Below are 12,384 nucleotides of genomic sequence, written 5' to 3' on the forward strand. Positions count from 1 at the left end.
CGCAGGCCGACGACGAATGTGCCGTCCTCGCTGGTCCGGTAGAAGAATGGCCCGTTATGGTCGAGGAACGGGCTGCTGCGGAACAGCGGCTGGAAGCCGTCGGGTGGGGTGGGGTCCATGGTCAGAGTTCTCCTTCTCGCCCCCAGCTTCGCTGGGAGACGTCGGCGTCTTGGCCGACCTGCCTTCGCCGTAGCGAAGCCGCTTCGGCTTCGCGCAGGCAGGCGGAGGGCGCATGGTCTTTGGACCGCGGGCGTTCCGCCTGCTCAAGATCATGAGAACAATGAGCGGGCGGGACGCCCGCGGTCCGCATGAGTATGACCCCTCCGCCTGCCTGCGCGAAGCCGAAGCGGCTTCGCTTCGGCGAAGGCAGGTCGCCGTGTGACGGCGACACCTCCCCAGCGAAGCTGGGAGGAGCATGAGCTAGTTGTACCGCCTGAGCTCGATCCGCCCGATCTGGTTGCGATGGACCTCGTCGGGGCCGTCGAAGATGCGCATGGCGCGGGCGCTGGCGAAGGCGGAGCCGAGGCCGAAATCCTCGGTCACGCCGGCGCCGCCGTGTGCCTGGATGGCGTAGTCGAGCACGCGGCACAGCATGTTTGGCGCGGCCACCTTGATCATGGCGATCTCGGCCAGCGCCTCCTTGTTGCCGACCTTGTCCATCTTGTCGGCCGCCTTGAGCACCAGCAGGCGGGCCTGCTCGATGGCGATGCGCGCCTCGGCGATGCGCTCCAGGGTAACGGTCTGCTCGCCGAGCGCGCGCCCGAACGCCGTGCGCGACTTCACGCGGCGGCACATCTTCTCTAGCGCCGCCTCGGCCTGGCCGATCGCGCGCATGCAGTGATGGATGCGGCCCGGCCCGAGCCGTCCCTGCGCGATCTCGAAGCCGCGGCCCTCGCCCAGCAGGATGTTGTCGAGCGGGACCTCGACATTTTCGAACACCACCTCGCCGTGGCCGTGCGGCGCGTCGTCGAAGCCGAACACCGGCAGCGCGCGCACGACGGTGATGCCCTTGGCCTCGCGCGGCACCAGGATCATCGATTGCTGGCGGTAGCGATCGGGGCTCTTCGGGTCGGTCTTGCCCATGACGATGAACACCTTGCAGCGCGGGTTGAGCGCCCCGGATGACCACCATTTGCGACCGTTGATGACGTAGCGATCGCCGCGCCGCTCGATGCGGCATTCGATGTTGGTGGCGTCGGACGAGGCGACGGCCGGCTCGGTCATGGCGAAGCAGGATCGGATCTCGCCGGCCAGCAGCGGCTCCAGCCACTGCTTCTTCTGCGCCGCGCTGCCGTAGCGCTCGATTGTCTCCATGTTGCCGGTGTCGGGCGCCGAGCAGTTGAACACCTCGGGCGCCCAGTCGACCCGTCCCATGATCTCGCACAGCGGCGCATACTCGAGGTTGCTGAGGCCGGCGCCGTGCTCGCCGGGCAGGAACAGGTTCCAAAGTCCTTCGAGCTTGGCCTTGGCCTTGAGCTCCTCGAGCGCCGGCGGCATGTGCCATTGGCCGTTGGCGCGCAGCTCCTGCTGGTAGCGCTGCTCGGCGGGGTGGACGTGCCGATCCATGAAGTCCTGCACGCGCGCCTGCAGCTCCTTGACCTTGGGTGAATGGTCGAAATCCATCACGTCCTCCTCGACTGCGGTCGGACCGCGGGCGCCTGCCCTGAGCTTGTCGAAGGGTCTCGCCCGCTCGCATGAGCGGGCAAGACGCCCGCGGTCCGAAAGAAGATCGACGTGGCTGTGGCATCTATCAAATGAATTGATAGAATACTGCGATATGAATGCAGTGCATCTATCGCGTGTCGACCTCAATCTGTTCGTGGTGTTCAACGCGATCTTCTCGGAGGGCAGCATCACGCGGGCGGGGCGGCGGCTCAACCTGTCGCAGCCGGCGATCAGCCACGCGCTCGCTCGCCTGCGTGGCCTCGCCGGCGATCCGCTGTTCGTGCGCAACGGCCACGCCATGGCGCCGACGCCACGGGCGCGACAGATGATCGCCCCGGTGCGCGACGCCCTGCAGGGCTTCGAAGCCGCGCTGGCATCGACTGGCAGCTTCGATGCCGGCGCCGTCAGCAAGCGCTTCGTCATCGGCCTGCAGGGTGTGGCCGAGCCGATGGTGGCGCCGGTGCTGATGCGGGCGATCGCGCGGTCGGCGCCGCGTGTCGACATCAGCCTGGTCAGGCCGGACCGGCGCGAGCTCGAACGCGAGCTCGCGGCCGGGACGCTCGATCTCGTGCTCGATGTCCTGCTGCCGCTGCCCGACGAGATCAGGCGCCTGCATCTCGGTACGGAACGGCTGATGGTCGCGGTCCGCCGCGGCCATCCCAAGGTCGGCAGGACGCTCGATCTCGCCGCCTACCTGTCGCTCGAGCATATCCAGGTCTCGCAGCGCCGGCGCGGCCTCTCGGCCGAGGATTTCGAGCTGTCGCGCCAGGACCTGCGGCGGCGCGTGCGCCTGCGCTGCCAGAACTACTACGGCGCCTGCCGCGTCGTGGCCGGGACCGACCTCGCGCTCACCATGCCCGAGCGCTACGCCCGCATCCTCAATCGCCAGTTCGCCAACCGCCTGGTGCCGTTCCCGCTCGATGTCGCGGCGTTCGACACTTATGCCTACTGGCACGCCGACAGCGACGGCGACCCGGCCAACCGCTGGCTGCGCACGCAGCTCTTCCAGGCGTTCGCGAAAGATACAAGCAAGCGGCGGTGATCATCCTCCTCCCCGGCTGCGCCGGGGAGGTGTCGCGTCTTACGCGATGGAGAGGTCATGGTCTTCCGGACGGGGGGGGTCCCGCCGGCTCTTTTTCATCCGCATGTGGGGGCTGGCCGCCGGCGGACCGGATGACCATGACGCTTCCATGGCGCAAGACGCGACGCCTCCCCAGCGGAGCCGGGGAGGGAGAAGAGTCACGCCTTGCGCATCGCCAGATCGCCCTCGAGCTCGCGCGGCCGGATGCGTATGAAGGCAACCAGCGCCAGAGCCATCAGCAGCGCGACCACGGCCCAGGCCAGGCCCCAGCCGAACGGCGACATGCCGCCCGCCAGGTCGAGCGTCCAGCCGATGGCGAGCGGGCCGACGAAGCCGCCGCCGTAGCCCAACATCGAATGGACGGCGAGCGTCGCGCCGCGCCGCGCCGGATCGGCGGAACCGGCCGCGCCGGCGGTCAGCGACGACGAATCGAGCCAGATGATCATGCCGTAGAGCACGATCAGGGCGACCGCAATCCAGTAGCCCAGCGAGCCGAGAAAGCCGATCAGCGCGCCGGTCACGATCGAGAGCACCATCGCGGCGACGATCAGGCGGCGGCGGCCGAAGCGGATCGAGGCCTCGTTGCCCACGACGCTCATCAGCGTGCCGAGCAGGCCCAGCACCGTCACCACCACGGCGGGCGAGAGCAGCTCGCTCGTCTTGCCGCTGCTCGCGGCGACCCAGACGAGGAAGGCCACGCCCCAGCCGCGCAGCGCGTTCATCTCCAGCGTATGGACGCAGTAGGCCAGCGAGTAGGCGAAGGCCGAGCGGTTGCGCAGCACCGGACGGAAGTCGAACATCGCCGCGGCCGGTCCGGCGGGGCGGGCCGTGGGTGTATGACCGGGCACCATCATCGCCACGGTGATCCACGCTATGGCCGCGGTCGCGCCGGCGCTGGCGAAGGCCAGGCGCCAGCCGAAGGCGTCGGCTAGCAGGTCGCCCAGCAGGTAGGACGCCGCGCCGGAGATGCCGATGCTCGCGGCATGGCCGGTTACCGCGCGCGACATCATCCTGGCGTCGACCTGGTCGGCCAGCAGCTTGAGACCGGTCATGTAGGTGCCGGCCCAGCCGAAGCCCGCCAGCCCGCGCAGCGCCAGCGCCGACCAGAACCCGTCGGCCAGCAGCCCGAAGGCGAGATGGGCAATCGTGGTGAAGCCGACGCCCAGCAGGTAGACGCGCTTGGGATCGATGCGGTCGGTCGCGGTCACCAGCACCGGCACCGAGACCATGTAGGTGGCGTAGAACGCCGACGTGATCCAGCCCGCCTCGCTGTTGGTGAGCGACCAGCGGGTCATCAGGTCGGGCATCAGCACCGGCCAGTAGCCGGCGCCGAGCTGGACGAAAACCTGCGCGGCACAGACGACGGCGACCAGACGCAGGCTTGTCCGGCGGTCAGTCGGCATGGTGGACCGTGGCCGATCGGGGAATGCGCAAGGCGCACAAGGCCAGGCAGGCGGCGACGCTGAGTCCCGCCGTCACGAGCAGGAGGCTGGCGCCGATATGGTCGAGCAGCACGGCGAACGCGAACGGAGCCAGCGCCGACAGGAAGCGCGACGGCATGCCGATCAAGCCGAGGCGATAGCCGTAACTCCGGGGTCCGAAGATGGCGAGTGGGACGGTGCCGCGCGCGATGGTGAGGATGCCGTTGCCCGAGCCGTGCAGGACGGCGAAGGCGCTCGCCGCCACGCTGCCGCCCGCGGCCATCAGGACGATCACGCCGACCGGATGGGTGAGCGTGGCGAGGCGCGCCGACACCAGCGGATGGAAGCGCGCCAGCGGTCCGGCTTCGAGCAGCCGCGCCGCGACCTGTGCCGGGCCGATCAGCGCGCCCGCGGCGATCGCCTGGGTCGACGACGCGCCGGCCGCTTCCATGATGCGCGGGAAATGCGCCGCCATGCCCGCCGTGACCACCCACGCCGCGGCAAAGGCGAAGGCCAGCAGGACCATCGGCCGATCGATCGGAACGGGCTCGTCGGTGGCGCGCTTGCCGGCGGTCGGCATCGCCGGCCGCGGCAAGAACCAGTAGTTCAGCGGCAAGGCGACGAACACGTGAAGGGCCGCCCAGGCGAGGCAGGTGTCACGCCAGCCGATCGTCGCGGCGCCCCACGCCGTGAGCGGCCAGCCGATGGTGCTGGCGAAGCCCGCGAGGAGCGTGATGCCGGTGATCGCGCCACGCGCGCCGGTGCCATAGATGCGGCCGAGCACGGCAAAGGCGGCGTCGTAGAGGCCGATCCCCATGCCGACGCCCAGCACGACCCAGGCAAGCTGCAGCGTGAGCAGGGACTGTGCGACGGAAAGCAGGACCAGGCCGCCGGCGAACAGGAGATTGGAGACGCCCAGGACGGCGTTGCCGCTGCCGCGATCGATCAGCCGGCCGGCGTGCGGCCCGAGGAGAGCGGAAATGACCAGCGAGACTGAGAAGCTGGCGAACAGCCAGGTCGTCGAGACGCCGGTGTCGCGCGCCATGTCGTCGGCCAGGATGGCGGGCAGGTAGTAGCTCGACGCCCAGGCGAGCGTCTGCGTCGAGCCCAGGACGACGATCGTGAGGAGCCGACGTGAGTCCGCCATGTCAGTCGAGCCGCGTCACGCCGATGGCGCCCTTCTCATTCTCCTCCCCAGCGAAGCTGGGGAGGTGTCCGCGTCTTCGCGGGCGGAGGGGTCATGACGCATGGGACCGCGGGCGTCTCGCCCGCTCATACTCATGAGATCATGAGCGGGCGGGACGCCCGCGGTCCCATGCGTCATGACCCCTCCGCCTGCCTGCGCGAAGCCGAAACGGCTTCGCTTCGGCGAAGGCAGGTCGCCGTAAGACGGCGACACCTCCCCAGCGAAGCTGGGGAGGAGAATGAAGGGCGCCATCGGCTTGGCCCACTCACCCGCAGCCGCAGCCCTTCTTGCCTTCGGCCTTGGCTTCGACGTCGGCGACGCAGCAGCCGCTTTTCGGATCCGGGGCAGGACCGCCGCAGCAGCCGGCGGCGGCGTTGGCTCCGGGGAGGTCGGCGATCGGACCCGGCCCGGAGCACACGCCGGTCTCCGGCAGCACCAGCTCGACCCGCTCGGCCGCTTCGCGGTCGCCGGCGATGTCGGCCACGATCGAGCGCACCTGCTCGTAGCCGGTCAGCATCAGGAAGGTCGGCGCGCGGCCGTAGCTCTTGATGCCGGCGAAGTAGAAGCCGGGATCGGGCTGGGCGAGCTCGCGCGCGCCGTGCGGGCGCACCGTGCCGCAGCTGTGGATGTTGGGATCGATCAGGGGCGCCAGCGCCGGCGGGCACTCGACGGCGGGATCGAGGCTGAGCCGGACCTCGCGCAGGAAATCGAAGTCGGGCCGGAATCCCGTCGCCACCACCAGCTCGTCGACGTTGGCGTAGCGGCCACAGCAGGCACCGCCGGCGCCGATGCGCAGCTTGTCGCCGTCGCGGCCGAGATGCGAGACACGGAAGCCGCTCTCGACATGGATCTTGCCGCTCGCCACGAGGGCCGCGAAGGCCGTGCCGAGCGCGCCGCGCGCCGCGAGCTTGTCGGCGGCGCCGCCGCCGAACGACTTCTCGGGCCTGTCGCCGCGCATCAGCCAGACCACCTCGGTGCCCGGCACCTCGTCCTTGAGTCGCGCCAGGTCGATCAGCGTGCCGACCGCGGAATGGCCGGCGCCCAGCACGGCGACGATCCGGCCGGCGTAGCGGTTGCGCTCGCGGCCCAGGACGTCGGGCATGCCGTAGGCTATGCGGTCCTGCACGTCGCGCTCGCCGATCGCCGGCAGGCCGTCGGCGCCGGCCGGGTTGGGCATCAGCCAGGTTCCCGTGGCGTCGATCACCGCGTCGGCCTTCAGCGATTCCGGACCCTTGCCGTTCTGGTAGCGGACCGTGAAGGGCTCGAAGGCACGGCCGTTGCTCTTCATCTTGTCGAAGCCCGAGCGGCCCACCGCGGTGACCAGGCTGCTGGTGCGGATATGGTCCTTGAGCGGCGTGCGGGTCGCCAGCGGCTCGAGATACTGCGCCACCAGCTCGCCGCCCGTCGGATAGTGGTCGGGCGCCGGCGAGTTCCAGCCGGCGGCGGCGAGCAGCCGTTCGGCGGCCTTGTCGATGTTGTATTCCCACGGCGAGAACATGCGGACGTGGCTCCACTGGCGCACCGTGTGGCCGGCCTCGGGCCCGGCTTCCAGCACGACCGGCTTCATGCCGCGCTCGAGAACGTGAGCAGCCGCGGCAAGGCCGACCGGGCCTGCGCCCAGGATGGCGACCGTTTTGGTCCTGTTCAGTGAATCGGGCATGGCGTGCTCCTGTTCTCCTGGAATAATCGAAATAGGGCTGGAAAATTTTTTCAGGCGGCGACCTTCGACAGCTTGGCCACGCGCGGCGGGCAGCTGCCCTCGGCGCAGCACTCCGCGACCATGTAGTCGATCAGGCCGCGCATCAGATCGTAGTTGGCGTGGCAGATCAGCGTGGTGCCCTCGCGCGTCTGGGTGACGAGGCCGACCGCGACCAGCGCCTTGAGGTGATGCGAGAGGGTGGAGGCAGCGATATCGAGCCGCTCCTGCAGCCGGCCGACCGGCAGCCCTTGCTCGCCCGCCCGCACCAGGATCCGGTAGATCTTCAGGCGGGTCGGGTTGCCCAGGGCTTCCAGGCGGGCAGCGGCATCATCGAGCTTCATATGGCTTATGTAATCCATGGGCGCACACTGTCAACCGTATTTCTGGAATTTTCGAAATAGATGTGATTCCCGATATCGGACCGTCTGCGTGGAAGGTCGGTCTGCGACAATGACATTCGCGATGCAGTACGGCATCATGGGATGGTCAGCCCAGCCTCAGCTCAATCGCGTCAGCGTCGCGTTCCCAATACATCATTGGCCCCGAACGACGGTCTGTCGCATGGCACACCCCGGCGCTCCCCGCCTGGCGGTCGGCGATCCAATGCCCCGGATCATGCTGCCGCAGCCCGGCGGCGCTGTCTTCGATTCGTGGCACCAGGAGAAAGCCGGCCAGGCCCGCCTCTATTGGCTCGATGCCGGGTCCGCGCTCTCGGCCGGCCGCGAGCTCGCGCCATCGCTGGCGGCCTGCGAGGCCGATTGGTGGGTCGTCGCGCCGACGCCGCCACCGGCCGGGACCAGGGACGTGCCATGGCTGATCGATCCGCGCAGCGATCTGGCCCGTGCCGTCGGCGCTTCCGGGCCCGTGGCGGTGCTCGTCGATGCAGGCGATCGGCTTGCCGCCTTGGTGCCGGGGCCGAACTTGCAGGAGGCTCAGTCGGCTCTCGTACGTCTGCACGCAGCGGCGGTGCCAGGCACGGTGCAGTTCCAGGCGCCGGTCCTTCTGGTCGAGCGCGTTCTCGAGCCGGAGCTGTGCACGCGGCTGATCGAGCATTGGCAGCGTGGCGAGAAGCGGGCCGACGGCGTCGCCTCGGCAGCCGGCGCGGCGAGCGCCCACGCCGACGTCAAACGCCGCCGCGATGTGCCGGTCGATGATGCCGCCCTGTTCGTGCCGCTGCGCGAGGCGCTGGTGCGGCGGGTGCTGCCTGCGATCCTGCAGGCTTTCCAGATCCGCATCGTGCAGTTCGAGTTGCCGCGCGTGGGCTGTTACGACGCCGAGACCGGCGGCTGGTTTCGCCGCCATCGCGACAACACCACGCCCTTCACGGCGCATCGCCAGTTCGCGCTCAGCCTCAACCTGAACTCGCCGGAGGAGTACGAGGGCGGCCAGGTGCGGTTTCCCGAGTTCGGCTGCCAGCGTTACCAGCCCAATGCCGGTGCGGCGCTGGTGTTCTCGTGCTCGCTGTTGCACGAGGCGGTGCCGGTGACGCGCGGCCGCCGCTTTGGACTGTTCACCTTCCTTCACGACGAGAGCCGGGACGCGCAGTATCGCCGCATGGTCGCCGAGCAGCAGGCGCGCGGTCTGGGCGGGGTCAACATGCGGGGCGCCCCCACGCGTTGATCGGGTGGACGGTAGCCAGGCCTGAAGCCTCAGCGTCTGCCGCCCGCGCCTGGCGCTTCGCCGCCCCGCACGGCGGGGCCATCGTCGTACCAGGCCTTGCTCGCGTTCACGATCTTCACGACCGACAGCATGACGGGCACCTCGATCAGCACGCCGACCACGGTCGCGAGGGCGGCGCCCGACGAAAAGCCGAACAGGCTGATGGCGGCGGCGACCGCCAGCTCGAAGAAGTTGCTGGCGCCGATCAGGGCGGAGGGCGCGGCGACGCAGTGGGCTTCGCCGGTCGCCCGGTTCAGCAGGTAGGCGAGGCCCGAGTTGAAATAGACCTGGATGAGGATCGGCACGGCGAGCAGGGCGATCACCAGCGGCTGGCGGATGATCTGCTCGCCCTGGAAGCCGAACAGCAGCACGAGGGTCGTGAGCAGGGCGACCAGCGAGATCGGCTGCAGCCGGGCGAGAAGTGCGCCGAGGCCTTGCGGGCCGGCTTGCGACAGCACGCGGCCGCGGACGATCTGGGCCAGCACGACGGGCACGACGATGTAGAGCCCGACCGACAGGAGCAGCGTCTCCCACGGGACGCGGATGGCGGAGAGGCCGAGCAGCAGGCCGACGAGGGGCGCGAAGGCGAACACCATGATCGTGTCGTTCAGCGCGACCTGCGTCAGCGTGAAGTCGGGCTCGCCGTCGGACAGGTTGCTCCACACGAACACCATGGCGGTGCAGGGGGCCGCGGCAAGCAGGATGAGGCCCGCGATGTAGCTGTCGATCTGGTCGGCCGGCAGCCAAGGCCGGAACAGCCAGCCGACGAACAGCCAGCCGAGGGCGGCCATGGAGAACGGCTTGACCGCCCAGTTGATGAACAATGTCACGCCGATGCCACGCCAGTGCTCGCGCACCTTGCCGATCGCGGCGAAGTCGACCTTCACCAGCATCGGAATGATCATCAGCCAGATCAGGACGGCGACCGGCAGGTTGACGTGCGCGACCTCGGCCGCGCCGATGGCGTGGAAGAGGCCGGGGAAGACGTGGCCCAGGGCGATGCCGCCGACGATGCAGAGGGCGACCCAGACCGTCAAATAACGTTCAAAAAGCGACATGATTCTGCCGGTGCTTATCTTTCGATAGTTCTCGAATAATAGAATATGGTGCGAGTCGTCAAGCAACGCGCGATGCGATCGCAGCGCCCAATGCCTTCGGTGGCCAAGGCCGGCGCAGGCCTCCTTGGTTCTGCAGGGCATTCTCACATGAAGAAGGCACTGTCATCCCGAGAAAGGCGCTTGGCGTCGCAGGAGCCGTGAGCTGCCCGAAGGCCTGTCCCGCGCGCAGCCGAAAGTAGCCCGCAGTCGAGGGACTTTTCTTGCCGACTCTGCAGGATTCGAGTTTTGCATTTGATCCGCCTGTGTTGCACCGTGCAAGTGTCGGCGAAGGAGGCCGTATGTGCCGAGCGCACCCGAGGACGTGACTGCGACGGGAGCCATTCGAAACCGGTTCGACCGCATGGAGGTCGCTGGGGCGTTCGGCGACCTCGGGACACTGATACCGTTCGTCATCGCCTACCTCGGCGTCCTCAAGATGGATCCGCTTGGCGTGCTGCTGTCGTTCGGCATCGCCATGATCGCCTGTGGCGTCCACTACCGCACGCCCATCCCGGTGCAGCCGATGAAGGCGGTTGGCGCCATCGCCGCTACTCAGGCCGCGCAGTCGATCACCCTCACGTCGGCGATGGTGCACGGCGCCAGCCTCGTGACCGGCGTCATCTGGCTTCTGCTCGGCCTTACCGGTGCGGCCCGTCGCGTCGCGAGCCTGGTGAAGCGTCCGATCGTGATGGGCATCGTGCTCGGGCTCGGCTTCGGCTTCATGATCGAGGGCGCCAGGATGATGGCCAGCAATTGGTGGGTCGGCGGCGCCGCACTGCTGGGCACCGCGCTGCTGATGTCCAATCGGGTCGTGCCTGCGATGCTCGTGTTGCTCGTGGCGGGCGCGATCTACGGGCTCCTGAGCGATGCCACGCTATGGAGCGCGTTGCAGGCCGTCCGGCCGCAATTGCGCTGGCCTGAACTGGCCCTCTCGAGCATCTCGCTGGACGACCTTCTCATGGGCGCCGTGTTCCTGGCACTGCCGCAGGTGCCGTTGACGCTCGGCAATGCGATCATCGCGATCACCGAGGAGAACAATCGGCTGTTCCCGCAGAGACGGGTGAACGAGGGCCAGATGGCGGTCTCGACCGGACTGATGAACCTTCTGTCCGGTGGTCTCGGCGGCGTGCCTATGTGCCATGGCGCCGGCGGGATGGCCGGTCACGTGCGATTCGGTGCCCGGACCGGCGGTGCCGTGGTCATTCTGGGCGTGGTGCTGATCGTGACGGCGCTCTTCTTCAGCGGTTCGGTCGGCACGCTGCTGCGGCTGTTCCCGACCAGCATCCTGGGGGTGATCCTCTTCCTGACCGGTGCGCAGCTCGCGCTTGGTGGGTGCGACATCAGCCGGGACAAGGGCGAGCGCTTCGTGACCGTGGTCACGGCAGCGCTGGCCGTGTGGAACGTCGGCATCGCCTTCGTGGTCGGCGTTGCTGCCTATGCGCTTGCCAAGCGGGGGCTTCTGCGCCTCTGACGCGGCCCGTCACGGATGCCTGTGTCGATGATGGCTGTCGGGTACGTGCGGATGGGCATGGCGCAGCGGCGCGTGGCGATGCCAATGGCTGTGCGGGCGCCGCGGATCTACCGGCCCGTCATGCGCGTGATCGTGGTGGGCGTCGTGAACGTGGCGGTGCTCGTGCGCCAATTCCTCGTGCTCGTGTTCGTGCTCGTGGCGCTCGCTGACGTGCAGCCACACGCCGAACGCCATCAGCGCGCCGGCAAGCGCCAACGCCGGCGTCACCGGTTCGCCGAGAATGGCGACCGAGGCGACGGCGCCGAGGAAGGGCGCGACGGAAAAGTATGCGCCGGTCCGCGCCGTGCCGAGGTGACGCAGCGCCAGCACGAACAGGACCAGGCTGATGCCGTAGCCGGCGAAGCCGGTGAGCGTCGCCAGGCTCACCGTGCCGGCGGACGGCCAGGCGGCGCCGGCAAGCAGGGCGATCGCGAGATTGACCGGGCCGGCGACCAGGCCCTTGATCATGGCGATCTGCACGGGATCGGACAGCGAGACCTTGCGGGTGAGATTGTTGTCGATCGCCCAGGCCAGGCAGGCCGCCACCAGCGCCGCCGGTCCGGCCAGTTCGGTGATCGTGACGTCGGCTCGCCAATTCAGCACGACGGCGCCCGCGACGATGCTCGCCATGCCGAGGGCGATGCGGCGGTCGAAATTCTCCTTGAACACGAACCACGCGAGGACCGCCGTCAGTACGCCCTCCAGCGTGAGCAACAGCGAGGCCGCCGATGCCTCGACCCGTGCCAGGCCGAGCAGCAGCAGCACCGGACCGACGATGCCTCCGGAGACGACGGCGCCCGCGAGCCAGGGCAGGTCGCCGCGCGCCAGGTGCGCCTCGGCGCCACCGAGCGCGCGGCGCGCGAGGTGAACGGCGAGCAGGCCGACGCCGGCCCCACCGTACAGCAGCCCGGCCAGCATCCAGGGGTCGGCCTCGCCCAGCAGCAACTTCGCCACCGGCGTCGACAGGCCGAACAGGACGGCCGATCCCAGGGCGATCACGACGGCAGGAAGCATTCCTCACCCGATCCCGCTTGACATTGCGGCCAATACAATTAGATCATTCAAT

The 12,384-nt window shown here is 68.9% G+C and carries 10 protein-coding genes; 3 read left to right on the plus strand and 7 right to left on the minus strand.

Features of this window, described 5'->3' with window-relative positions:
- Positions 1-420 precede the first annotated feature (420 nt).
- Positions 421-1,623 (minus strand): acyl-CoA dehydrogenase family protein, encoded by a 1,203-nt coding sequence (locus AB7O82_RS16700; protein WP_428556031.1) that lies wholly within the window; start codon positions 1,621-1,623, stop codon positions 421-423.
- A 154-nt stretch (positions 1,624-1,777) separates the two neighbouring features.
- On the opposite strand from AB7O82_RS16700, the gene AB7O82_RS16705 reads away from it, so the two are divergent.
- The gene (locus AB7O82_RS16705; protein WP_428619810.1) at positions 1,778-2,707 is read left to right on the plus strand and encodes a LysR family transcriptional regulator; all 930 of its coding nucleotides are present in this window, start codon (positions 1,778-1,780) and stop codon (positions 2,705-2,707) included.
- Positions 2,708-2,904: 197 nt separating this feature from the next.
- Here AB7O82_RS16705 and AB7O82_RS16710 read toward each other — a convergent pair whose 3' ends face one another.
- From AB7O82_RS16710 to AB7O82_RS16725, 4 genes are all read right to left on the minus strand, one after another.
- Positions 2,905-4,149 carry an MFS transporter gene (locus AB7O82_RS16710; protein ID WP_428555457.1) on the minus strand — a complete coding sequence of 415 codons (1,245 nt, stop codon included), beginning with the start codon at positions 4,147-4,149 and terminating at the stop codon, positions 2,905-2,907.
- A complete protein-coding gene (locus AB7O82_RS16715) occupies positions 4,139-5,314 on the minus strand; it encodes an MFS transporter (protein WP_428555460.1) in 1,176 nt (391 codons plus the stop codon). The genes AB7O82_RS16710 and AB7O82_RS16715 overlap by 11 nt, the downstream gene beginning before the upstream one ends.
- 304 nt (positions 5,315-5,618) lie before the next feature.
- The gene (locus tag AB7O82_RS16720; protein WP_428619826.1) at positions 5,619-7,001 is read right to left on the minus strand and encodes an NAD(P)-binding domain-containing protein; all 1,383 of its coding nucleotides are present in this window, start codon (positions 6,999-7,001) and stop codon (positions 5,619-5,621) included.
- Between the two features lie 62 nt (positions 7,002-7,063).
- Positions 7,064-7,393, minus strand: a complete 330-nt coding sequence (locus tag AB7O82_RS16725; RefSeq protein WP_428619812.1) for an ArsR/SmtB family transcription factor — start codon at positions 7,391-7,393, stop codon at positions 7,064-7,066.
- A 262-nt stretch (positions 7,394-7,655) separates the two neighbouring features.
- On the opposite strand from AB7O82_RS16725, the gene AB7O82_RS16730 reads away from it, so the two are divergent.
- On the plus strand, positions 7,656-8,672 hold the full coding sequence (locus AB7O82_RS16730) for a 2OG-Fe(II) oxygenase family protein (RefSeq protein ID WP_428554969.1): 1,017 nt from the start codon (positions 7,656-7,658) through the stop codon (positions 8,670-8,672).
- Positions 8,673-8,701: 29 nt separating this feature from the next.
- Here the strand turns inward: AB7O82_RS16730 and arsB are convergent, their stop codons facing one another.
- Entirely contained in the window at positions 8,702-9,769 is a 1,068-nt protein-coding gene (arsB, locus tag AB7O82_RS16735; protein ID WP_428554966.1) for an ACR3 family arsenite efflux transporter, read from the minus strand.
- Between the two features lie 340 nt (positions 9,770-10,109).
- On the opposite strand from arsB, the gene AB7O82_RS16740 reads away from it, so the two are divergent.
- Positions 10,110-11,279, plus strand: coding sequence for a putative sulfate/molybdate transporter (locus AB7O82_RS16740; protein ID WP_428554962.1), 1,170 nt, complete (start codon positions 10,110-10,112; stop codon positions 11,277-11,279).
- Between the two features lie 9 nt (positions 11,280-11,288).
- Here AB7O82_RS16740 and AB7O82_RS16745 read toward each other — a convergent pair whose 3' ends face one another.
- On the minus strand, positions 11,289-12,332 hold the full coding sequence (locus tag AB7O82_RS16745; RefSeq protein ID WP_428554959.1) for a DMT family transporter: 1,044 nt from the start codon (positions 12,330-12,332) through the stop codon (positions 11,289-11,291).
- Between the last annotated feature and the right edge of the window lie 52 nt (positions 12,333-12,384).

Source organism: Reyranella sp. (assembly GCF_050185545.1).
In the GTDB taxonomy this organism is placed as follows: Bacteria; Pseudomonadota; Alphaproteobacteria; order Reyranellales; family Reyranellaceae; genus Reyranella.

Bases quoted from the DNA above. Each gene is read 5' to 3' on its own strand.
- AB7O82_RS16700 (WP_428556031.1), bottom strand. From the start codon at position 1,623: ATGGATTTCGACCATTCACCCAAGGTCAAGGAGCTGCAGGCGCGCGTG.
- AB7O82_RS16705 (WP_428619810.1), top strand. From the start codon at position 1,778: ATGAATGCAGTGCATCTATCGCGTGTCGACCTCAATCTGTTCGTGGTG.
- AB7O82_RS16710 (WP_428555457.1), bottom strand. From the start codon at position 4,149: ATGCCGACTGACCGCCGGACAAGCCTGCGTCTGGTCGCCGTCGTCTGT.
- AB7O82_RS16715 (WP_428555460.1), bottom strand. From the start codon at position 5,314: ATGGCGGACTCACGTCGGCTCCTCACGATCGTCGTCCTGGGCTCGACG.
- AB7O82_RS16725 (WP_428619812.1), bottom strand. From the start codon at position 7,393: ATGAAGCTCGATGATGCCGCTGCCCGCCTGGAAGCCCTGGGCAACCCG.
- AB7O82_RS16730 (WP_428554969.1), top strand. From the start codon at position 7,656: ATGCCCCGGATCATGCTGCCGCAGCCCGGCGGCGCTGTCTTCGATTCG.
- arsB (WP_428554966.1), bottom strand. From the start codon at position 9,769: ATGTCGCTTTTTGAACGTTATTTGACGGTCTGGGTCGCCCTCTGCATC.
- AB7O82_RS16745 (WP_428554959.1), bottom strand. From the start codon at position 12,332: ATGCTTCCTGCCGTCGTGATCGCCCTGGGATCGGCCGTCCTGTTCGGC.